The sequence below is a fragment of the Streptomyces coeruleofuscus genome, from assembly GCF_039532725.1.
Taxonomy (GTDB): domain Bacteria; phylum Actinomycetota; class Actinomycetes; order Streptomycetales; family Streptomycetaceae; genus Streptomyces; species Streptomyces coeruleofuscus.
In genome coordinates this window covers 364287-385263 of record NZ_BAAASE010000002.1, presented here as the reverse complement: position 1 = coordinate 385263, position 20977 = coordinate 364287, and the positions used below count along the sequence as shown (strand labels likewise).

Sequence of the window (20977 nt, the reverse complement as noted above, 5' to 3'; positions counted from 1 at the left end):
AGCCCTCCTCCGGGGTGACTCTGTGGACCTGCTCAACTGCCTCAGAGGTGCTGCTTGGCTGTTCTGACCAGTCGGCTGATGTCGTCACGGGTCCGTACCCTGGCATCGTCGAGTTCTGTTCTGCTGTCTGTCTTGGACAGCGCAGTGACGTCTGCGAGCACCTTCTCCGCGGCTTGGCTCAGCGTCTCGTCCTCGGTGAGCATCTGTGCTCGGAACAGTGCCTCCTGGGCGTTGGAGCGTAGGTCGTAGGCACGGATCCGCACCGTGTCGGGGTCTTCATGTGGAGGCTGTTCGTGCTCGCAGAACCAGAGGTGAACCAGGCAGCGGCGGTAGTTGACCAATGCGCCGGCGTAGGCGGAGTAGGCATCGAGTCGTTCTTGTCGCAACTTCTCCCGACGGGTGAGTTCGTGGCTCCTGTCGACGGTGCGCTGCTGGAACGCCAGGGTGATCCCCGAACCGAGCAGCGTTCCCAGGACGGCTATGCCGCTGGCGATGATGGTCTCCACATCCCAAGCTGATCACGCATCGCCGTCCTCCGCGGGGCGTTGCGCTGTCCGCGTCACCACCCCGTCAACAGCAAATGGTTGACCAGCGACGCCAGCACCACCTGCCCGGTGAGCCAAGCACGCGGGTGGGGTAGCAACGCGCAGGACGGGAGGAGCCACACCGCGAAGGGCAGCCAGATGCGTTCCGTTTCCGCCTTGCTCATGCCGGACAGGTCGGCGACCAGCAGGGCGAGGAGGGCGGCGGAGATGAGGAGTGCGAGGCGGGCCTCGGCGGCCCTGTCCGGGTCGGCGGCGCGGCGGTGGAGCAGCGCCGTGCCCGTCCGGCGCAGGCCCGCCGCCGTCGCCAGGCCCGTGATGAGTACGGTGCAGGCCAGGTTGGCCCAGACCCAGTAGCCGTAGGGACGGATGCCGCCCGCGCCCTGGTGGTAGCGCGTCACCAGCAGGTGGTACGCCTCCCACCAGTCGAACCCGGCGAGCGTGAACGCCGCGGGGACCACGACAAAGCCCGCGAGCAGCGGCACCAGCAGGGCGGGGCGCTCCCGGATCCCGTGCCGGCCGAGCAGCAGGACCGCCGCCGCGATCAGTGCGATGAGTGTGAGGCCGTAGGAGAGGTAGCAGGTCAGGCCGAACAGCAACCCCGACGCCCCGGCCCACGACAGCGAGCGCCTCGTGACCGCCAGGGCCAGCAGCGCCACCGCCCACCCCGCCACCGCCGCGAAGTAGGCGTCGGCCGAGGTGCCCATCCACACGGCGGCCGGGGCCAGGACGAGGAAGGGGGCCGCCCTGCGCGCGAGGGTCTCGTCGGCCAGGGCGCGGATCGTGACCAGCACGGCGACGCAGGCCGTCGCGCCGACGGTGATGCACCACAGGCCCGCCCAGCCGCCGCCCCGCAGCCCGACCCGGTCGAGCAGGACGAAGGTGAGGGTGGCGGCGGGCGGGTGGCCGGCGATGTGGGCGGGCCAGTTGTCGGGGGAGTCGAGCAGGATGTGCTGGGTGAAGTCGCGTAGCGCTGCCGGGATGTCGTCGAAGCGGTCGATGACCTGGAGGTACTCGTAGCGGGTGGTGAGGCGGCGTGCGATGCCCCGGTCCCAGCCGTCGACCAGGGCCAGGGAGAAGATCCACGCCGTGGCCGCCGCCCAGGTCACAGGGAGCAGCGTCCGCCAGGGGAGCCGGGCCGCGAGGGTGGGGCCGTACGCGACGGTGGCGATCGCCAGGAGTACGGCCGCCGGAGTGCCGGGGCCCAGGTGGGGGCCCCAGGACGCCAGCAGCGGGGGCCAGTCGACGAACAGGGTGCGGCTGGTGTCCTGGAGGTGGCGGCCGACCAGGACGGCGGCCGTCACCAGCAGGGCGGCGGCCCCGACGGCGTACAGGTCACGGCGCAGGTCAGGGCGGAGGGAGCGGGTCACAGCCGGAACGCTAGGCCGACAGGGCGGGCGCGGACCGCCGTCCGGGCCGGATGTCAGCGTTTCGTCATGGGTCGAGCACCCATTTCCGGGGTGTGCCGGGCCTACGGTCGGGCCATGCGTGACGACCCACGGCTTCCCTCCTCGCCCGGCTTCTGGCGTAGCCCCCTGCGCGGCCCCCGGTTCACCTCGGTGCTGGGCCTCGTCCTGCTCGTCGGCATCACCGTGCTGTTCGTGACGGGGCTGGTCTCGTACGCCGCCTACAACCCGGACCTGTCGCCGGTGAACGACAAGACCCCGGACAAGGGGATCCTCGGCTTCTACCTCTTCGCCTGGCCGACGGACCCGCACTGGCTGTACCGGCTCAACCAGGGCGTCCACGTCACCCTGGGCATCACCCTGATCCCCGTCCTGCTCGCCAAGCTGTGGTCCGTGATTCCGAGGCTGTTCGCGCTGCCGCCGGCCCGCTCGCTCGCGCACGCCCTGGAGCGGATCTCGCTGCTGCTCCTGGTGGGCGGTGCGCTGTTCGAGTTCGTGACCGGTGTGCTCAACGTCCAGCTCGACTACGTCTTCCCCGGTTCCTTCTACCCGCTGCACTTCTACGGAGCGTGGGTGTTCTTCGCCGCCTTCCTCGCCCATGTGCTGCTGAAGATGCCCCTCGCGCTGCGCAATCTGCGGCACCTGCGGGAGGAGGAGAACGACCTCGTGACTCCCCGTCCCGCCGCGCCGACGGTCTCCCGCCGCGGCGCCCTGTGGTTCGTCGGGGGCGGCTCGCTGCTGCTGTTCGCGACGACGGTGGGACAGAACTTCGACGGGCTCCTGCGGCGCACCGCCCTCCTCGCACCGCACGGCGGCGGCGATCCCGGCAGCGGCCCGAACGGCTTCCAGATCAACAAGACCGCCGCGTACGCCGGGATCGACACGGCCGAGACGGGCGAGGAGGCATGGCGGCTCGTCGTGACGGGGCCTGCCGGCACGGTCCGTCTCAGCCGGGACCAGCTCGCCGGATTCCCCCTGCACAGCTCGGCGTTGCCCATCGCCTGTGTGGAGGGCTGGTCGACGTCGGACCAGTGGTGGCGCGGGGTGCGGCTGCGCGATCTCGCGGCGCTCGTCGGCTACGACGCCGACAACCCGCCGGACGTGTTCGTCGAGTCCCTCCAGCGGCGCGGCGCCTTCCGGAGCGCGGCCCTGCGCGCGAACCAGGTGGCCGACCCGCGTTCCCTCCTCGCCCTGTACGTCAACGGCGAGGAGCTGTCCCCCGACCACGGCTACCCGGCACGGATCATCGTGCCCGCGGCACCCGGTGTGCTGAACACCAAGTGGGTGGCCCGCATGACGTTCGGAGACCTGTGATGCGACGGCCTGTGATGCGTCGACCTGTGATGCGTCGGCCTGTGATGCGTCGACCCGTGATGCGCCGGCCTGTGATGCGCCGGCCGCGGATCTCCGTCGGGAGCCCCTTCCAGCTCCTCCTGCTCGCCTGCTCGTTCGCGCTCGCCGCCTACGCGGGCGTACGGCTGCTCGCCGGTGACTGGCTCGGCGTGGCGCTGTGGTTCGTGGGCGCGGCGCTGCTGCACGACCTGGTGCTGCTGCCGCTGTACGCGGCCCTGGACCGGGCGGTCGTCCGAGGGTTCGGCGCACGCCGGGACCGGGTGTCGTACGTACGCGTACCGGCGGCCCTCTCCGGACTGCTGCTCCTGGTGTGGTTCCCGCTGATCAGCGGCATGGTGGAACGGCGCTACCGGTCCGGAACCGGCCTGCCGGCGGACGTGTTCCTCGCCCGCTGGCTGCTGATCACCGCCGTCCTCTTCGGCGGCTCGGCGCTGCTGCTGGCGGTGCGCCTGCTGCGGGTGCGCAGGGCGGCGAAGCGGCGCCCGTCGGCCGTCCACTGACCGGCCCGCGTCCAGCCCCGGGCGTGCCGGAGCAGGGCGGGAGTGCCGAGCCGTGCCCAGGGGAACGGATCGCCGGCACCGCGCGCGTCCGTGAGGCCGACGACCCGCACCTGGGCGCGTTCGTCGATGTCCACCGGCGCGGTCTCGGCGATCAGCAGGCCGCCGGGGCGCAGGAGACCGGCCACCCGGTCCAGCAGGGCGCGCGGGTCGCCGCCGATGCCGATGTTGCCGTCCATGAGCAGGACGGTGTCCCAGCGGCCCTCGCCGGGCAGCGGCTCGAACACCGAGCGCCGCAGTGCCTGGCCTCCCATCCGTACGGTGTGGTCGACGGCGGCGGCGCTGACGTCGATGCCGAGGACGGCCCGGCCCCGGGCGGCGAGTTCCGCCACCAGCCGCCCGGGCCCGCACCCGACATCCAGTACGGCCCCCTCACACCGGTCCAGCACGTCCCGGTCCACCGCGTCGGCCCGGGCACACCACCGCTCCACCTCCAGCGGCAGCAGCCAGCCGTCGGCACGCCGCAGGAAAAGCGGCCCGTGACCGGCGCGCAGGGCAGCGGAGTAGGGGTCGGCGGTCGCCCAGGCGACGGTGGTGGCGGGCGGGGCGCTCATCGGGACGCGGCCGGACGGGAAGCCGGTGTTATGTCAGGCAGGGAGTCGGGGTCCGGGCCGTATTGCCCACCACCCCAACCCCTCCCCGCGCACCGGGCCAGCCGCGTCGCGAACCGTCCCTTCGGAGCCAGCGCGGCGACAGCGTGGGCGTCGGCCTCCGTGTCGACGTCGCGCAGCCGGGGCAGGTCGCGGACCCGCAGGCCCGCCGCGACGAGCCGGTCCCGCTGGACCGCCCCCGTCGCGGAGGTCGACATGGGCACGCCCCGCAGCAGGGCGGGATCCGGGCGGACCAGGCCGAGGGCCCAGAAGCCGCCGTCCTCGGCCGGGCCGAACCAGGCGTCGCAGCCGGTGAAGTCCACGGTGAGCAGCTCCGGCGTCACCTGCGGCGTGTCCATGCCGATGAGCAGGGCCGGGCCGGCGCAGCGCGCGAAGGCGTGCGCCAGCCGCTCGTCGAGACCGCCCGCGCACTGCGGCACGACGTCGAAGCCGTGCGGCAGCCACGGGCCGGGCTCCCCGTCGAGGACGAGGACCCTGCGGTCGGCCGGGGTGGCAGCGACCGCGTCCAGGGTGTCGGCGAGGGACGCCTCCGCGAGGGACGCGGCCTCCCGGGGCGTGAACGGCGGGGTGAGCCGGGTCTTGACCCGGCCGGGGCGTGGTTCCTTGGCGATGACGAGGAGTGCGGTCACCGTGCGTCCCTTCCGACGGCCGGAGTCCCGCCGGGGGCTTCGCCCAGCACGCGGCTCATGTCCCGTACGGCCTGCCAGGTGCCGCGCCACGTGCCCGTCACCTTCGAGGCCCCGGTGCGCGGCAGATACGGCACGTCGTGCTCGGCGATCCGCCAGCCGGCGTCGGCCGCGCGCACCACCATCTGGAGCGGATAGCCGCTGCGCCGGTCGGTGAGACCGAGGGCGAGCAGCGGTTCGCGGCGGGCGGCGCGCAGGGGACCGAGGTCGTGCAGCCGCAGCCCGGTGCGGCGGCGCAGCATCCGCGCGAGCGCGAGGTTCCCGGCGCGGGCGTGCGCGGGCCACGTGCCCCGGCCCTGCGGGCGCCGCCGGCCGAGGACCAGGTCGGCCTCGCCGTCGCGCACCTCGCGCACGAAGGGCACGAGGAGCGAGGGATCGAGGGAGGCGTCGCAGTCGCAGAAGCACACCACGTCCGCGGTGGCCGCGGTCAGCCCGGCGTGGCAGGCCGCGCCGAAGCCCCGGCGCGGCTCGTGCACCACGGTCGCGCCGAACGCGCGGGCGACCCGGTCGGAACCGTCGGTGGAGCCGTTGTCGACGACGAGTGCGCGCCAGCCCGGCGGGATCCGTTCGAGCACCCAGGGCAGGGCCTCGGCCTCGTTCAGGCAGGGCAGCACCACGTCGACGTCGGAAGATGTCGTCGTCACGGTTTCACCCTACGAACACGAACCGGGCATACCGGACTTCGGCTCCTTACGAAACGCGGACGTCGGCGGCCGAGGAGGCCTCCGGACAGGCCGCCGCGGGTCGTCCGGTGCGAGGCTGGAGCCATGCAGCAGCCCCCTCAGCACGAGGACACCCTCGACGGGCCCCCGCGGGTCCTGGTCGTCGACGACGACCCGACCGTGGCCGAGGTCGTCGCCGGGTATCTGGACCGCGCCGGTTATGTCGTCGACCGCGCCGACGACGGCCCGACCGCCCTCACCCGTGCCGCCGCGCACTGGCCGGACCTGGTCGTCCTCGACCTGATGCTGCCCGGGATGGACGGCCTGGAGGTGTGCCGGCGGATGCGGGGACGGGGGCCGGTCCCGGTCATCATGCTCACCGCACGCGGCGACGAGGACGACCGCATCCTGGGCCTGGAGGTCGGCGCCGACGACTACGTCACCAAGCCCTTCAGCCCCCGCGAGCTGGTGCTGCGCGTGGAGTCGGTGCTGCGCCGTAGCCGGCCCGCCGTCCCCGGGCACCGGCTGGGAGCGGCCGGTCTGACCGTCGACCCGGAAGCACGCCGGGCCACCAAGGACGGCACCGAACTCGCCCTCACCCTCCGCGAGTTCGACCTGCTCTCCTTCTTCCTGCGGCACCCGGGGCGGGCCTTCGGCCGCGAGGACCTGATGCGTGAGGTGTGGGGGTGGGACTTCGGCGACCTGTCGACCGTCACGGTCCACGTCCGCCGTCTGCGCGGCAAGGTCGAGGACGACCCGGCCCGGCCGCGACTGATCCAGACCGTGTGGGGCGTGGGCTACCGCTTCGACCCCACGGGAACCACCGGAGAGGAGGCCGGATCGTGAACGACACCCTCCTCATCGCCCTGTACGCCTTCGCCGGTGCCGCGACCACCGGCCTGGCCGGAGCCGGTGCGCTGCGTCTGATCCGGCGCCGTTCGCTCACCGCCTCGCTCGCCGTGGTCGCGACGGTCGGGGTCGTCGCGATGCTCGCGGGCACGCTCGCCGTCGCCTGGGCGATGTTCCTGTCGCCGCACGACCTCTCCGTCGTCACGACCGTCGTCGCCATGGCGGCCGTCGTCTCCCTGGCCACCGCGCTGCTGCTGGGCCGCTGGGTCGTCGCCCGCAGCCGCGAACTCGCCGTGGCCGCGCGCTCCTTCGGCGACGGCGGGAACTTCGCCGCCCCCCTCGGCCCGACGACCGCCGAACTGGACCACCTGAGCCGCGAACTGGCCGCCACCAGCGCCAGACTCGCCGAATCCCGGGAGCGGGAACGCGCGCTGGAGACCTCCCGGCGTGAACTCGTCGCCTGGATCTCGCACGATCTGCGCACGCCGCTGGCCGGTCTGCGCGCCATGTCGGAGGCGCTGGAGGACGGTGTCGCCGCCGACCCCGGCCGCTATCTGAAGCAGATCCGCACCGAGGTCGAGCGCCTCAACGACATGGTCGGCGACCTCTTCGAACTCTCCCGCATCCACGCCGGCGCGCTCGCCCTGGCCCCCAGCCGGATCTCCCTGTACGACCTGGTGGGCGACGCGCTGGCGGGAGCCGACCCGCTCGCCCGGGAACACGGGGTGCGGCTGGTGGGCGGCCGTATCGAGCCGGTGCCGGTGGAGGTGGACGGCAAGGAGATGAGCCGGGTGCTGGGCAACCTGCTGGTCAACGCCATCCGCCGGACCCCGGCCGACGGCACGGTCGCCGTCACAGCGGAGCGCTCCACCGAGGGCGTGGTGCTGTCGGTGACGGACGGCTGCGGCGGCATCCCCGACGAGGACCTGCCGCGCGTCTTCGACACCGGCTGGCGCGGCACGCACGCCCGGACGCCCCCCGCCGGCGCGGGCCTCGGCCTCGCCATCGTCCGGGGGATCGTGGAGGCGCACCAGGGCCGGGCCACCGTACGGAACATCCCCGGCGGCTGCCGTTTCGAGGTGGTGCTGCCCGCCGCCGCTTCGTAACACGGGCAGCACCACCGGTCTTTCGCGGACCGGGCTCCCGGGTCCCTCGTGGTCCCGGCCTCCGGGTCCCTCGTGGTCCCGGCCTGCGGGTCCCTCGTGGTCCCGATCCCTCGGTCTTGCGCGGGCCGGACCCCCCGGTCTTGCGCGGTCCTGGCCCCGGGTCTTGCGCGGTCCTGGCCCCGGGTCTTTCGCGGTCCCGACCCCCGGGTCCCTCGCGGTCCCGACCCCCGGGTCCCTCGCGGTCCGGGCCCTCCGGCCCCTCGCGGTCCCGACCCCTCGGTCTTGCGCGGTCCCGACCCCCGGTCTTCGCGGTCCCGACCCCGGCCTTCGCCGTCCCGACCCCAGGTCATTCGCGAGCCGGACCCCGGGGGGACGCCGGCCGCTCCTGCGCGCCCCGCATCCCGGCCCGCGCGAACTCCGCCATGCCCTCCTCGAATCCGGCCTCCGGCTTCCAGCCCAGCGCGTCCCGCAGCCGTGCGGAGTCGGCGGTGATGTGCCGTACGTCCCCGAGCCGGTACTCGCCGGTGACGACAGGCTCGGGCCCGCCGTACGCGGCGGCGAGTGCCCGGGCCATCTCGCCGACGGTGTGCGGGTCGCCGCTGCCGGTGTTGTACGCCGTGAGCCCGCCCGGGGCGGCCTCCGCCTCCAGCGCCACGGCATTGGCCCGCGCCACGTCCCGGACGTGCACGAAGTCCCTGCGCTGCCGCCCGTCCTCGAACACGCGCGGTGCCTCGCCCCGGGCGAGCGCCGAGCGGAAGAAGGAGGCGACACCGGCGTAGGGGGTGTCACGGGGCATGCCGGGCCCGTACACGTTGTGGTAGCGCAGCGACACCGCCGACCCGCCCGTGCAGCGGGCCCAGGCGGCGGCCAGGTGCTCCTGGGCCAGCTTGGTCGTCGCGTACACGTTCCGGGGATCGGCCGGGGCGTCCTCGCCGACCAGCCCGGGGACGAGGTCCGCCCCGCACACCGGGCACGGCGGCTCGAACCGGCCGGTGTCGAGGTCGGTGACGGCACGCGGCCCGGGCCGTACGACCCCGTGCCGGGGGCACTCGTACCGCCCTTCCCCGTAGACCACCATCGACCCGGCCAGCACGAGACGCCGCACCCCCGCCTCCGCCATGGCGGCGAGCAGCACGGCCGTCCCGAGGTCGTTGTGCGAGACGTAATCCGCCGCGTCGGCGACCCCGTCGCCGAGCCCGACCTTCGCGGCCTGGTGGCACACGGCGTCCACACCGGACAGGGCACGCCCGACGGCGGCCGGGTCCCGCACGTCGGCGCCGGCGTCCTCCCGCACGTCGAACACGACCGCCTCGTGCCCGCGCTCCCGGAGGGCGGCGACCACATGGGACCCGATGAACCCGGCACCGCCGGTGACCAGTACGCGCATACGGCCACGCTAGGCGCGCGACCCGGCCGCACCACGGGACCGCGCCCGTACGTCACGACTCCGTAAGATCGCGCACGGTCACAGCGACGCGGTCTCCGACGCGGTCGCCCACGCGAACCCGTCCGGGTCGGTGAAGGGCCCGGAGTCGCCGTTGACCGTGAGCCGGTGCGATCCGGTGCCGTCGGGGGAGACGCCGACGAGCTTGGCCAGGCCCCGGCGCTTGTACAGCGCCAGCTTGACGGAGCCCGACCCGGTGTCGAACTCGACGTACTTGCTGCCGAAGCTCTTCGCCACGGGGATGCCGTGCTCGACGTAGAACCGCTTGCTGCCGGCCATGTCCTCGACCCCCAGCAGCAGCACGATCTCGTCGATCCGCCGGGTGGCCGGTCCGGTGTCCTTCTTCGACGACGACGCGATCTGCCAGATCGTCCCGTCCGGGGCCTGCACGACGCCCCCGTAGCCCCACAGCGACTTGCTGGCGGGCTTCAGCGTCGTGGCACCGGCGTCCACGGCGGCGCCGACGAGGGCGTTGACGTCGGCCGGCTGGGACACCACGAGCGACAGCGTGAACCCGCGAAAGCCGGTCGTCGGCGCCTGCGAGGCCCGCACGCGTACCTGGTCGCCCAGTCCGAACGCGTTGGTGTAGAAGCGGTGGGCGGCGGCGGAGTCGTCCACTTCGAGGGTGACGGATTCGATGGAAGTCATGACGTTGACGCTAGGCGCCGCACGAGACCCGCGCTTCTCGAATCCTGACCGGAACGAGGAACACAACGAGGAACACCTCGCCGCGACCCGCCGTCGTCAGCGCACAGGCCGCCGCCCCGCGTGCCGGGACAGCCGTACCGCGAAGAAGATCACGTCTATGGCGAGGAGCACGATGCCGATGGCCAGGAGATAACCCAGGCCCTCCGCCGCCACGCCGATGATTCCCAGGACGACGGCCACGAGGACGACCAGAAGGAAGAGCGCCATCATCGCGGACCACCTCTCCTGTGCCACGTGCGTGCGTACGGTCACCTGCGGGCGAGCCGGCGCTCGCCCCCCGCTCCGGGCCGGTACGTCATGCCGTAGTGCTGGAAGATCTGCTCCTCCCGCTCGGCCGGGAGAACGTCGTCCGTCCCGATCGACGGGGCTTTTCTTACCTCTCCCCTGGCGTGGGAGACCTTGACGTAATCCGGTCCGACCACGGCGTCGTCGAGGGGGACGAAGACCAGGCGCCGGCGGCCGGGCACCCCGGTGCGGACGGTGGCCATGGTCGGTTCGTCGGTGGCGGTGTCCACGTAGACGCCTTCGAGCACGCCGATCCTGTGCTGCTTCGGATCGACCACCTCATGGTCGCGCCATTCGCGGATGTCGGCTGAACGGATCATGCCCGTACTCCCTGTCCGGTCCCGCCGTTTCACCCTACTCCGGCCCGGGCCGGAGTACGGTGGGGAGGACGAGGACTTTCCGTATGCCGGAATTCTGACCGGTTCCGGACCACGCACGCCATCCGTCCTCGCATGGGCAGCCCGTGACCCGGCCGCGCATCCGCATCCAGGCCGAGGAGCCACGCATGCCATCGCCCCACAGCCCGAACACGTCCACGACGGTCCCACCGCCGTACCCGTGCCGTCGCCCCAGGGCTACGACGGCACGTCCCCCTTCCCGCCGGACGGCCCGGCTCCCGCCCGCGACGCCGGTGAGCGGCTGTACGTCGCGGTGAGGGGGGTGACCTGTGGCCCCTCCCTGCTCTCGTTCGGCGAGAGCCGGCACAACCTCCACCACGCCGACCCCACCAGCGCCCGTCACGGCGTCGACCGGGGGCAGGTCGACCCCTCCGCCGCCTTCATCCGCCTCCTCGAACGCCTCGGCTGGGTGCACGACGTGCGCCGGCCGACCGCGGACCGGGTCGCGGCCCGTCGCGTCTGACACCGACCACCGGACCCCTCATGAAGTCGGCAGGAGCCCTCATGACCACCGCGCTACCGCCCCCGCTCCCCTCCCACCCGGTCCTCCGGCTGCGTCTCGCCCCCCGCAGCGGCATGCCCCGGCCCATCGACGGGGCGTGGTGGCCCCGCTCCTACGACCTGCTCGCGGAACTCCCGTCGCTGCTCTCGGGGTTGCCGCGGGCGTGGGGGCACGTCACCAGCGTCACCGTCAACGGGGCGACGTGGCCGGCGGCACCCGGCCGGATGCTCGTCTCCAACCAGGTCGTACGACTGCACAGGGCCCTCGCGGCGTCCGCCCCGCACACCGTCGTCCTGCTCGCCCCCGGCCGGGGCCGCTGGGACCTGCTGGTGGTGCCGCCGGACACGACCGAGGAGGCGGCGGAACCGCTGATGGCGGCCGCGGCGAGCGATCAGGAGTGACCGCCACCCGCCCGGCGGTGACCGCCACCCGCCGGGCGCCGTCTCACTTCCGCCGGTGGCTGTCCTCCATGGAGCGGCTGGTGTCCAGCCAGGACCGTGCGGGTTCCGCCGCGCGGCCGGTGTCCACGGTGAGGTCGAGGCGGGTTCCCCCGTCGGGACCGGCCGGGTAGCTGCGCTGCTCGGTGGCGGCGAAGCAACGGCGGAGAACCTCCGCCACCCGCCGGGCGACCTCGGGCGAGGCGGCGACGATGCGGACCTCGGCGTGCCCGTCCGAGGGTGGTTCCGTGGACTGCATGGCGACCTCGGAGTTCGATGTACCGGCGGGAGACGGGCCGGATCCCTCACCCTACTCCGGGCTCTCCGGCCGCCATCGGCCTGAGAGCCCGGAGAGTACCGTGAGATGAGGAAGCCACCCGGCTTCCTCATGCCCGGCAGGATTCCCCCCGGCAGGCAGGCGAGAGCGATGTCCGACTCCGACTCCCCGCGTGTGACCGGGCTCCTGCCGGACGCCGTCCACCAGGCCGTGCGGCCGGGAACGGCCGTCGTACGGCTGGAGACGACCCACGAACGGCAGGGCGTGCTCGACGGGGCGTGGTGGCCGCGCTCCCGTGACATCGCCGTCGAGCTCCCCAGCCTGATCACCGCGCTGACCGAGCACCTCGGGCCCATCACCCGTGTCGGCCTGGACGCCGGTGCCTGGGAAGAGCTGCCGACGCGGATGACCATCGACGACCGTGTCGTCCACATCGACTCCTCCTCGGTCGGCGACGACACCGTCCTCATCACCCGGGGCGGGCAGGACCTCTTCTCCCTCCTGGTGGTCCCGCCGCACGCGACGCCCGACGCCGCGCGCGCCGCCATGACCGAGGCCGTCCGCTCCGGCAGCGTGACCCAGGCCGAACAGATCCTCGTCGACACCGGCACCGGGCATGCGAACCCGAGCGCGACGGACGTCCGGAGCGCCCCCGGCGAATAGCCCCCGGATCCGTACGGCCCGCCGGACCCGTCCGAGGAGTACGGTGGAGCCACCGAGGATTCTTCGCGCACCGGCTTCCAGGCTCGTGTCGTTTTCGGCGATCGAATATGCCGGGCCGGTCGCGGCCGTCCCGGGGCAGGGTTCGCGTCATGACTGCGACCATTTCCCACCCGCCGACAGCCGAAGCCGATGACCGGTCCTCCTCGTCCTCTCCGCGGCTGGCGCTCGCCGCCACCGGTTCCGCACCGGCTCTGCTGGACGGCGCCTGGTGGCCCCGCTCACGCGATCTCGCGGCGGAACTCCCCTCCCTGACGGCCGTACTGGACCCGGTGTGGGGGCGGATCACCCGGGTCACGGTGAACCCCACCCACTGGCCGGTCGTCCCCCGCAAGGTGCCCGTCGCCGGGCGCGTGGTGAAGGTGGGCTGGTTCCGGTCCGAGCAGGACCCGCACGAACTGCTGCTGCTCTCGTACCGCGTGGGGCGCTGGAACCTCCTGGTGATCCCGCCGCAGACGACTCCCGAATCGGCCGCCCGGCTGATGGCCGCCGCGAGCGACCCGCTCGGCACGTCGACCGGGAGCCGGCTGATGGAGGACGAGGCGCGCTCGCGGACGGAGTACGAGGCCGACCGGGCCGTGGAAGCGGTCTGGGACTCCGAAGGAGGACACGAGGCCGGTGACCCGGCAGCAGGTCCGCGGGTCCCGGTCGTGTCCGCCCCGGTGCCGTATCAGCCGATGGGAAGGTGAGGACAGTGGAGGCATTCGTGTCCGTGGCGGTGATCCTCGGGATGATCGTCCTCGGTGTGTTCCTCATCCACCAGCTGAACGCACAGCACGACGACCGCATCGCCGCCTTCCACTACGGCCGCTCCGGGCTGCCTGTCGCGGGACCGGCTCCATCCGGTCGGCGGAAGGCCCGCGGCCGCGGGCGGTTCTCCTGGCGCCGCACCCGTGAGCAAGCCGAGTGAGCCCCGCCCTTCAGGCAGTCCCGACAGAGGAGCCATGCCCCTTCCGCAGCTGAACGTCCACCGGCACGACCACACCACCCGCACGCTGATCATCCTGGCAGGAGAGATCGACCTGGCCACGGCCCCGCTCGTGCACGCCGCGCTCGCCGCGTGCGTGCACGACGGCGTCCGCACCACCGACGTCGATCTCACGGCGGTCACCTTCTGCGACGCCAGCGGGATCAACGCCTTCCTCACGGCGTTCCGCCTCGCCACCGACACCGGAATGATGCTCCGGCTGCACGGCCCGCCCCCGGCCGTGGCCCGCATCATCGAGCTGACCGGCTCCGCCTTCCTGCTCCACGAGCCCCTCATCGTCCGACCACCGTCACGCCGGTTTCCCGTCGCCACGAGGAGCGCGGTGCGCGTGCGTGCCACCGGCCGGGGAGGCCACGGCCTGCACCGGGTGTGCCTACGGCGTCCCCGTACCGCGTGAGGGGACGCGGTCGCGCAGGCGGTACTCGCTCGGGCTGACGCCGTGTTCCCGCTTGAACGCCGCACTGAAGGCGAACGCGTTGGCGAACCCGACGCGGTCCGCCACCACGGCGAGCGTCGCCTCCGTCTCGCGCAGCAGGTCGGCGGCCAGGGCCAGGCGCTGTTCGCGTAGGTAGGTCATGGGCGGCCGGCCGACCAGAGCGGTGAAGCGCCGGGCCAGGCCGGCCCGGGACACGCCGGTCCTCGCCGCCAGGGCCGGCAGGGTCCACGGGTGGGCGGGATCGCTGTGCAGCATGCGCAGGGCCGCTCCGACCACGGGGTCGCTGTGGGCCCGGTACCAGCCGGGGACCTCGGCGCCGGGGCGGGTGAACCAGGCGCGCAGGGCGGTGATGAGCATCAGGTCCAGTGCCCGGTCCAGGAGGAGCTGCTGCCCGGGCTCCTCGCGGGCGATCTCCTCGAAGGCCGACATGCCGAAGGGGCAGGTGCCCACGCTCGCGTCGACGACAGCGAGGGGCGGCAGCGCGGCGAGCAGCCGGCCCGGGGTGCCGCTCTCCAGGGTGTGGAGCCCGCTGATCAGGAGCGTGCCGCCGTCCCCTTCCGCGTCCCGGGCGCCGGTACCCGGAATCCGGGGACGGTCCAGTTCCTCGCCCTGCGGGGTCGTGCAACGGCCGCCGTGACGGATCACCACGTCCGGTTCGGTGCGGAGGTCGTCCGCGATCACGTACGGTGCGCCGCCGCACAGCACCGCGACGTCTCCGGAGCCGATCCGCACCGGGGCGCCGCCCTGGGGCGTGATCCATGCGGAGCCGCGCACGAGGACCGCGAGGGCCAGCGGCGAGCCGTCCTCGAAGCGTGCCCCCCAGGAGCCGGTCAGGGAGGACCGGTGGAAGACGGCGCCACTGGTCCGCACCCCGTTCAGAAGGTCCGTCAGCGGATCCGTGCTGGTCAGACCCATGGGATCCATGCCGGTCAGCGTAGACGAACGCGTATGGACGTGAGTCCGCACGGCATGTCCCGGGCGGACGGCGACTGGTTCGCTGGAGGCCATGAGCGACGAGATGATCCTGGTGACAGGGGCCACGGGCAAGACGGGCCGCCGGGTGGCGCGGCTGCTTCGGGAGCGGGGCGTGCCGGTCCGCGCGGCGTCCCGTTCCGCCACGCCGTCCTTCGACTGGACGGACCGCGGGACCTGGGAGAAGGCCCTGAGCGGGGTGACGGGGATGTACGTCGTCCACCCCGACCTGGGCGGCCCCCGGGCCGCCGACGATGTCGCCGCGTTCGCCCGGCGGGCCGCGGCTGCCGGAGCCCGTCACGCGGTGCTGCTGTCCACGCCCTCCGACGCCTGGGGCCCTGCCGAGGAACACGTCCTGTCCGCCGAGCGGGCCCTCGGACACGCGGGTCTGGACTGGACGGTGCTGCGGGTGCGGTGGTTCTTCCAGAACTTCAGCGAGGACTTCCTCCGCGACCCCGTGCTGAGCGGCGAGGTACGGCTGCCGGCCGGCGACGGCAAGGAGGCGTTCATCGACGCCGAGGACATCGCCGAGGTGGCGGTCGCGGCCCTGACGGAGCCCGGGCACGCCGGGTGGAACTACGAGCTCAGCGGCCCCCGGCTGATGACCTTCGCCGACGCCGTCGCGGAGATCGCCCGGGCCACCGGCCGCGATCTGCGCTACGTCCCGCTGACGCCGGAGGCGTACGCGCAGGAGCAGCGGGCGCAGGGTGTGCCCGAGGAGTGGGTGCAGTTGACGGTCGGCCTGTACGAGCACGTCCGCTCAGGCGGCCTCGCCTCGCTCGGCGACGACGTCCGGAAGGCCCTGGGCCGGGCTCCCCGGGACTTCTCCGAGTACGCCGACACCACCGCCCGGGAGGGTGTCTGGAACAGCTGACCTCGCCCCCGGGCGATCAGCCGGCATCGGCGACGGAACCCTCGGACGCGCCGTGCCTGGCACGGCGGCGGTACTCGGCGTTGATGCGCTGAGCTTCCTCGAGCTGGTCCTCGAGGATGACGATGCGGCACGCGGCCTCGATCGGGGTGCCCCGGTCGACGAGCTCGCGGGCGCGCGCCGCGATGCGCAGCTGGTAGCGCGAGTACCGGCGGTGTCCGCCCTCCGAGCGCAGCGGAGTGATCAGACGAGCCTCACCGATGGCTCGCAGGAAGGCCGGGGTGGTGCCGAGCATCTCGGCGGCCCGCCCCATCGTGTACGCGGGGTAGTCGTCGTCTTCCAGACGATCGCTGAGCGGGGTATCTGCTGTCATGTCACCTCGTAGTGCAACGCGTCGAGGGGCCCTGGTGCCGTACGGCACCAGGGCCCCGAAGGAAATTGAACACCATCTGTCGGCCCTAATGCTGCGCCGACCTTCTGTTTCCGCTACCGGCCCTGTGGGAGGGGGGATGCGGGGATCGCGGCTGCGTGACCGGGGACCACCTTCCAATCCGGGGTCTTGCGGTACCCGGCCGAGCGCCGCTCGGGCCGGGCGATCCTGATGGCGTCTGCTCCTCCGTCCTTCTCGGCTGAGTGATCTCGTGTCAACGAGAAAAAGGCTAACTGCGCCGGAGCCCAATGTCTACTCTGACAAGAGCAGATTTTGTTCGCTGGTGGCGCAGTTAGCCGGTGGCCCGCAAGAGCGGCGACACGACGACGAGGGCCCTGCCGACGCGCGTCGGCAGGGCCCTCATCGGGATCGGGGTGGGCGGTGGTCCGCCCGTCCTCATGCGTCCAGGGGTGCGGCGCCGAGCAGTGCCGACGCGGTCTGGAGCGGGGTGGGGACGCGCACGGGCGCGGCCTCGGGGTGGTCGTGGCAGGTGAAGCCGAGACGGGCCATGGCCCGGACGACCTCGCTGGCCGTGAAGTCGCGGCGGTCCTGTCGGGTGACGACCTGGCCCACCTGCTTGACGGGGTAGCGGCGGCGGCCGATGGTCACGGACTCACCCGTGACGATCTCGGGCGTGACGCCCTTCATCGAGGCCAGCACCCCGCTCTTGGTCAGGTCGAACGGGTACCGGGCGATGACACAGCGCATGATGCCCCCACAGGGAGAAGGAGAACGGCTGACCGGGTGAGGCGGCTCAGCCGGAGAGGGCGAGGACGCCCGGGGTCCGGCCGTGCTCCCCGGCGGCGGTGCGCCGGGGGACGGGCGAGGTGCACGGTCCGTCGAGCACGTCCCGCAGCCGGGTCCGGTCCGTGTACGTGGAACTGCCGCGGTGAGCGACGAGTTCGGCCAGGGTGACCGAGCCCGTGCTCTGGTCGTCCCCGTCGCACAGGACGAGGAACTCGACCCGGGCACCGGCCATGACGGACAGCGCGACCTCGACGGTCATGTCGTCCCCGACCCGGGGGCCGGACGCGTCCATGGCGTCGGCCACGGACACGAGGGAGGGATCAACTTGCTGGCACTGCGTCTGAACCGGTGTCAAAGCTGCCTCCGCGGAGTTGGGTGAGCTGACGATCGACGCGACAGGCCTAGGCCGCCGGGTCGAAGGCGGGTCGCTGCGCCCTGCGCCGCCCCGCCTGTCCGGTGGGGCGCCCCTGGACGGGGCGGTTCCGGCGGCCACGGGACGAGGGCGCCCCGGAAGACCCGGCACGGCGGGGAGCCGGAGCCGGTGCGGTGATGACGACCGGGACACCGGACGGGGTCTGGGCCCCGGTGATCCGGCTCAGTTCCGCTTCACCCGAACGCACCGGGGTGACCTGGGGGGTGATGGCGGCCGAAGCCATCAGCCGGGTCATGCCGCGACGCTGGCCGGGTGTCACGAGTGTGACGACGCTGCCGGACTCGCCGGCCCGGGCGGTACGGCCGCCGCGGTGCAGGTAGTCCTTGTGGTCGGTGGGCGGGTCCACGTTGACGACCAGGTCGAGGTTGTCGACGTGGATGCCGCGGGCCGCGACGTTGGTCGCCACCAGCACCGTCACATGACCGGTCTTGAACTGGGCGAGGGTCCGCGTGCGCTGGGGCTGGGACTTGCCGCCGTGCAGAGCCGCGGCGCGGACGCCGTTGTTCAGCAGGTGCTCGGTCAGCCGGTCCACGGCGCGCTTGGTGTCCAGGAACATGATCACCCGGCCGTCCCGCGCCGCGATCTCGGTCGTCGTGCGGTGCTTGTCCGCTTCGTGCACGTGCAGCACGTGGTGCTCCATCGTGGTGACCGCACCCGCCGACGGGTCGACGGAGTGGACCACGGGGTCCGTCAGGTAGGTGCGCACCAGGCGGTCGACGTTGCGGTCCAGGGTGGCCGAGAAGAGCATCCGCTGTCCCTCGGGGCGCACCTGGTCGAGCAGGGCGGTGACCTGGGGCATGAAGCCCATGTCGGCCATCTGGTCGGCCTCGTCGAGGACGGTGATGGCGACGTCGTCCAGCCGGCAGTCACCGCGGTCGATGAGGTCCTTGAGCCGCCCCGGAGTCGCGACGACGACCTCCGCGCCGGTCCGCAGCGCACCCGCCTGCCTGCCGATCGACATGCCGCCGACGACGGTGGCCAGCTTCAGCCGGACGGAGCGGGCGTACGGGGTCAGCGCGTCGGTCACCTGCTGGGCGAGCTCGCGGGTCGGGACGAGGACCAGGGCGAGCGGCTGTCGCGGCGCCGCACGCCGGCCCGCCGTACGGGCCAGCAGCGCGAGGCCGAAGGCGAGGGTCTTGCCCGATCCGGTACGGCCGCGGCCCAGCACGTCACGCCCGGCGAGGGAGTTCGGCAGGGTCGCCCCCTGGATGGGGAACGGCACGGTCATGCCCTCGTGGCCGAGCGCGGCCAGCAGCGGCGCCGGCAGGTCGAGGTCGGCGAACGACTCGACGGCGGGCAGCGCGGGCGTGGTCGTCACCGGCAGCGCGAACTCCCCCTGGAGTGCGGCCGGCCGGCGCTCGTAGCCCTTGGAACGCCGCGGAGCGCCCGAGCCCTTGGCGGCGGACCCCCTGGAGCGGTCGTAGGAGCGGGTCGGGCGGGCGGTGCGTGCGCGGTTCAAGCGGAACCTTCCTCGATGTGAGCTCGTGGGCACGTAGCAAGGAATTTCCGCCGCGCGAATGAACGGCGCAGAGAATCGCGAGAACGAGCCGGAGATGTTGGGCGCGGATTTGTTGTCACGCGCCCTGAAAAGCAGCGAGCCGGGGCCCGCACCCCAAGGTGCGGGCCCCAGCTGCGAAATATGCGTTGCTGCCGTGATCAGGCGGGAACGATGTTCTCGGCCGTCGGGCCCTTCTGGCCCTGCGCGATGTCGAAGGACACCTTCTGGCCTTCCAGCAGCTCACGGAAGCCCTGGGCGGAGATGTTCGAGTAGTGGGCGAAGACGTCGGCGCCGCCGCCGTCCTGCTCGATGAAGCCGAAGCCCTTTTCCGCGTTGAACCACTTCACGGTACCAGTAGCCATGTCAATTCTCCTTCGGAGACGATGTTCGGAATTCGCCCTGTGCGGATTCCGCGTCGCCGTGCTGATTACCCCGTAGGAAAATGAACCTTCTGGCAACCACACCTGCAACTGAGATCGACAGTAGCATGGCGCGACCGGCGCTGTGTGGATCAGTAATTCCGCCCCGTCCGGAGGCCCAGGAATACTCGCCGGGTGCCGCAGCAATTTCTCATCTCGCAAAAACAGATATTGGTCCCGCACGGACGTACTGTTCCTGTCGCGTGCTCCCGGCCGCAGCGCCATGACCTCCCTCGATGGTCCCCGCGCCGCGGCCGTCCCCCTCAGCGGACGGGACGACGGCGAACGCGCCGGGACGCCACCATCGCGATGAAGGTCACATCGGCATACGGGTGACCTGCCGGAGGGCCCGGTGGCGGTCGGCGGTCCGAAGGGGTCCGCACCGCCGAAGTCAGTCAAGAGTGGCGAGATGATCGGCGCCGCCGCCTCGCCACTCGACGAGGAAGATGGTCGCGTCGTCGCTCGTGGCGCCGCCCCGCTCGTGTTTCAGGGCGTGGGAGAGCGCTCGCACCACCGCCCGCACCTCGGTGCGGTCGCGGAGGACCCGGTTGGTCCACTCGATGAGCTGCTCCTCACCGAACTCTTTTCCGCCGGGCTGATGCTCCTCGATCAGACCGTCGGTGAAGCACAGCAACCGGTCACCGGGCCGCAGCATCCGCTCGCTGACCACCGGCTCCTCACCGCCGAAGCCGACCGGCAACGTGGTCGGGCTCTCCAGCCGGTCCACCACGGCGCGGTCGCGGATCAGGAGCGGAGCCGGGTGGCCGGCGTTGACCCACTGAAGCCGGCCGGTGGCGACGTTCAGCACCATCATCTGCGCGGTGACGAAGTGGTCGTGGCCGAACTGCTCGTTGATGGCCCTGTCCATGAACGCGTACACCTGGGACAGATCGGTGTGGGACCGCCGCGTGTGGCGATAGGCGCCGACGGCCACCGTCGCCATGGTCGCCGCATCCAGCCCGTGGCCCATCGCGTCGAGCATGGCCACGTGCAGGATGTCGCCGTTGAGGGCGTAGTCGAAGCTGTCGCCCGCCACGTCGTAGGCGGGCTCCAGGATTCCGGCCACCTCGACCTGCGGAACGGTCATCGACAGCGGGGGCAGCAACGACCACTGGATCTCGGCGGCCACGCTCATCGGGGCGCTGCGGCGGGCCTGGAAGAACTGGTCGGTGTAGGCGTCCTTGGTGACGATCATGTCCGCGACCAGGCCGGCGAGTCTGCGGAGCAGCCGCCGGTCGTCGTCGTCGACGGTGTCCAGGGTGACGGCCACCACCCCGATCTGGTCGCTGCCGTCCAGCAGCGGCAGGTACATCCGCACACTGCCGTCCAGCGGCACCTCCACCGTTCTGCGGCTGAGGAACGCCTCGCCGGCGGGGGAGTCCTCGACCGATTCGGGGCCGCCGACCCTCAGCCTCCGGCCCGGCAGCGGCACCAGCAGCACCTGTTCGTAGTCCTGGAGGAGGATGGAGACGTCCCGCCCCCCGACCCTGGCCACCTCTTCCGCCACGAGCGGGGCGATCAGGTCCGCCGGCATCTCGTGGGCCCGGTCCAGCAGCACCCCCAGCAACCGTTCACCGAACCCCTCCGACCGGTCCACCCCGATCCTGTCCGGCTTCCGCCCACCGTCCGTCATCGCTGTC

At 72.6% G+C, this 20977-nt stretch carries 26 protein-coding genes and 1 pseudogene; 10 read left to right on the top strand and 17 right to left on the bottom strand.

What is annotated here, in order from left to right:
• Positions 1-41 precede the first annotated feature (41 nt).
• Both ABFX81_RS08895 and ABFX81_RS08890 read right to left on the bottom strand, forming a co-directional pair.
• Entirely contained in the window at positions 42-506 is a 465-nt protein-coding gene (locus tag ABFX81_RS08895; protein ID WP_086853118.1) for a hypothetical protein, read from the bottom strand.
• 53 nt (positions 507-559) lie between these two features.
• On the bottom strand, positions 560-1912 hold the full coding sequence (locus ABFX81_RS08890) for a hypothetical protein (RefSeq protein WP_346137877.1): 1353 nt from the start codon (positions 1910-1912) through the stop codon (positions 560-562).
• A gap of 114 nt (positions 1913-2026) precedes the next feature.
• Between ABFX81_RS08890 and ABFX81_RS08885 the strand changes: the two genes are divergently transcribed.
• Positions 2027-3262, top strand: coding sequence for a molybdopterin-dependent oxidoreductase (locus ABFX81_RS08885; RefSeq protein WP_086848374.1), 1236 nt, complete (start codon positions 2027-2029; stop codon positions 3260-3262).
• Positions 3263-3647: 385 nt separating this feature from the next.
• Here ABFX81_RS08885 and ABFX81_RS08880 read toward each other — a convergent pair whose 3' ends face one another.
• The 3 genes from ABFX81_RS08880 to ABFX81_RS08870 are packed head-to-tail and all read right to left on the bottom strand — an operon-like array spanning position 3648 to position 5799.
• Positions 3648-4412 carry a methyltransferase domain-containing protein gene (locus ABFX81_RS08880; RefSeq protein WP_086848372.1) on the bottom strand — a complete coding sequence of 255 codons (765 nt, stop codon included), beginning with the start codon at positions 4410-4412 and terminating at the stop codon, positions 3648-3650.
• On the bottom strand, positions 4409-5098 hold the full coding sequence (locus ABFX81_RS08875; RefSeq protein ID WP_346137876.1) for a TIGR04282 family arsenosugar biosynthesis glycosyltransferase: 690 nt from the start codon (positions 5096-5098) through the stop codon (positions 4409-4411). The genes ABFX81_RS08880 and ABFX81_RS08875 overlap by 4 nt, the downstream gene beginning before the upstream one ends.
• Positions 5095-5799 (bottom strand): glycosyltransferase, encoded by a 705-nt coding sequence (locus tag ABFX81_RS08870; protein ID WP_086848370.1) that lies wholly within the window; start codon positions 5797-5799, stop codon positions 5095-5097. The genes ABFX81_RS08875 and ABFX81_RS08870 overlap by 4 nt, the downstream gene beginning before the upstream one ends.
• A 123-nt stretch (positions 5800-5922) precedes the next feature.
• On the opposite strand from ABFX81_RS08870, the gene ABFX81_RS08865 reads away from it, so the two are divergent.
• Positions 5923-6663, top strand: a complete 741-nt coding sequence (locus ABFX81_RS08865) for a response regulator (protein ID WP_086848368.1) — start codon at positions 5923-5925, stop codon at positions 6661-6663.
• Entirely contained in the window at positions 6660-7772 is a 1113-nt protein-coding gene (locus tag ABFX81_RS08860) for a sensor histidine kinase (protein ID WP_346137875.1), read from the top strand. The genes ABFX81_RS08865 and ABFX81_RS08860 overlap by 4 nt, the downstream gene beginning before the upstream one ends.
• 346 nt (positions 7773-8118) lie before the next feature.
• On the opposite strand, the gene ABFX81_RS08855 is transcribed toward ABFX81_RS08860, so the two are convergent.
• The 4 genes from ABFX81_RS08855 to ABFX81_RS08840 all read right to left on the bottom strand — a co-directional run bounded on the left by ABFX81_RS08855 (position 8119) and on the right by ABFX81_RS08840 (position 10529).
• A complete protein-coding gene (locus ABFX81_RS08855) occupies positions 8119-9159 on the bottom strand; it encodes an NAD-dependent epimerase/dehydratase family protein (protein WP_086854602.1) in 1041 nt (346 codons plus the stop codon).
• Positions 9160-9237: 78 nt separating this feature from the next.
• Positions 9238-9864: a glyoxalase gene (locus ABFX81_RS08850; RefSeq protein ID WP_086854603.1), complete on the bottom strand. Its 627-nt coding sequence runs from the start codon at positions 9862-9864 to the stop codon at positions 9238-9240.
• A 96-nt stretch (positions 9865-9960) separates the two neighbouring features.
• Positions 9961-10158, bottom strand: coding sequence for a hypothetical protein (locus tag ABFX81_RS08845; RefSeq protein ID WP_346137997.1), 198 nt, complete (start codon positions 10156-10158; stop codon positions 9961-9963).
• Between the two features lie 14 nt (positions 10159-10172).
• The gene (locus ABFX81_RS08840; protein WP_086854605.1) at positions 10173-10529 is read right to left on the bottom strand and encodes a PRC-barrel domain-containing protein; all 357 of its coding nucleotides are present in this window, start codon (positions 10527-10529) and stop codon (positions 10173-10175) included.
• A 342-nt stretch (positions 10530-10871) separates the two neighbouring features.
• Here ABFX81_RS08840 and ABFX81_RS08835 point away from each other — a divergent pair.
• Both ABFX81_RS08835 and ABFX81_RS08830 read left to right on the top strand, forming a co-directional pair.
• Positions 10872-11070, top strand: a pseudogene (locus ABFX81_RS08835) (acyl-CoA desaturase); the annotation flags it as partial.
• A 41-nt stretch (positions 11071-11111) separates the two neighbouring features.
• Positions 11112-11510, top strand: a complete 399-nt coding sequence (locus ABFX81_RS08830) for a DUF5994 family protein (RefSeq protein ID WP_346137874.1) — start codon at positions 11112-11114, stop codon at positions 11508-11510.
• A 43-nt stretch (positions 11511-11553) separates the two neighbouring features.
• Here ABFX81_RS08830 and ABFX81_RS08825 read toward each other — a convergent pair whose 3' ends face one another.
• On the bottom strand, positions 11554-11805 hold the full coding sequence (locus ABFX81_RS08825) for a hypothetical protein (RefSeq protein WP_150482101.1): 252 nt from the start codon (positions 11803-11805) through the stop codon (positions 11554-11556).
• 168 nt (positions 11806-11973) lie between these two features.
• On the opposite strand from ABFX81_RS08825, the gene ABFX81_RS08820 reads away from it, so the two are divergent.
• The 4 genes from ABFX81_RS08820 to ABFX81_RS08805 all read left to right on the top strand — a co-directional run bounded on the left by ABFX81_RS08820 (position 11974) and on the right by ABFX81_RS08805 (position 13928).
• Positions 11974-12486 (top strand): DUF5994 family protein, encoded by a 513-nt coding sequence (locus tag ABFX81_RS08820; RefSeq protein WP_086855670.1) that lies wholly within the window; start codon positions 11974-11976, stop codon positions 12484-12486.
• A gap of 149 nt (positions 12487-12635) precedes the next feature.
• The gene (locus tag ABFX81_RS08815; protein WP_346137873.1) at positions 12636-13232 is read left to right on the top strand and encodes a DUF5994 family protein; all 597 of its coding nucleotides are present in this window, start codon (positions 12636-12638) and stop codon (positions 13230-13232) included.
• A gap of 5 nt (positions 13233-13237) precedes the next feature.
• Positions 13238-13453, top strand: a complete 216-nt coding sequence (locus ABFX81_RS08810) for a hypothetical protein (protein ID WP_346137872.1) — start codon at positions 13238-13240, stop codon at positions 13451-13453.
• A 34-nt stretch (positions 13454-13487) separates the two neighbouring features.
• Complete coding sequence (locus ABFX81_RS08805; RefSeq protein WP_346137871.1) at positions 13488-13928, top strand: STAS domain-containing protein; 441 nt, start codon at positions 13488-13490, stop codon at positions 13926-13928.
• On the opposite strand, the gene ABFX81_RS08800 is transcribed toward ABFX81_RS08805, so the two are convergent.
• Entirely contained in the window at positions 13905-14891 is a 987-nt protein-coding gene (locus ABFX81_RS08800) for an AraC family transcriptional regulator (RefSeq protein WP_346137870.1), read from the bottom strand. The two genes, ABFX81_RS08805 and ABFX81_RS08800, sit on opposite strands and share 24 nt — an antisense overlap.
• 82 nt (positions 14892-14973) lie before the next feature.
• Here ABFX81_RS08800 and ABFX81_RS08795 point away from each other — a divergent pair, with 82 nt between their 5' ends.
• Positions 14974-15813 carry an NmrA family NAD(P)-binding protein gene (locus ABFX81_RS08795; RefSeq protein ID WP_346137869.1) on the top strand — a complete coding sequence of 280 codons (840 nt, stop codon included), beginning with the start codon at positions 14974-14976 and terminating at the stop codon, positions 15811-15813.
• Positions 15814-15829: 16 nt separating this feature from the next.
• Here ABFX81_RS08795 and ABFX81_RS08790 read toward each other — a convergent pair whose 3' ends face one another.
• The 6 genes from ABFX81_RS08790 to ABFX81_RS08765 form a co-directional block, all read right to left on the bottom strand.
• Entirely contained in the window at positions 15830-16183 is a 354-nt protein-coding gene (locus ABFX81_RS08790; protein ID WP_346137868.1) for a MerR family transcriptional regulator, read from the bottom strand.
• Positions 16184-16636: 453 nt separating this feature from the next.
• Entirely contained in the window at positions 16637-16948 is a 312-nt protein-coding gene (locus ABFX81_RS08785; protein ID WP_086847775.1) for an SCO5918 family protein, read from the bottom strand.
• Positions 16949-16994: 46 nt separating this feature from the next.
• Positions 16995-17342: a CBS domain-containing protein gene (locus ABFX81_RS08780; RefSeq protein ID WP_428837151.1), complete on the bottom strand. Its 348-nt coding sequence runs from the start codon at positions 17340-17342 to the stop codon at positions 16995-16997.
• Between the two features lie 46 nt (positions 17343-17388).
• Positions 17389-18879 (bottom strand): DEAD/DEAH box helicase, encoded by a 1491-nt coding sequence (locus ABFX81_RS08775; protein ID WP_086847778.1) that lies wholly within the window; start codon positions 18877-18879, stop codon positions 17389-17391.
• 197 nt (positions 18880-19076) lie between these two features.
• The gene (locus tag ABFX81_RS08770; RefSeq protein ID WP_030730357.1) at positions 19077-19280 is read right to left on the bottom strand and encodes a cold-shock protein; all 204 of its coding nucleotides are present in this window, start codon (positions 19278-19280) and stop codon (positions 19077-19079) included.
• Between the two features lie 448 nt (positions 19281-19728).
• The gene (locus ABFX81_RS08765) at positions 19729-20970 is read right to left on the bottom strand and encodes a SpoIIE family protein phosphatase (RefSeq protein ID WP_086847780.1); all 1242 of its coding nucleotides are present in this window, start codon (positions 20968-20970) and stop codon (positions 19729-19731) included.
• Positions 20971-20977 lie beyond the last annotated feature (7 nt).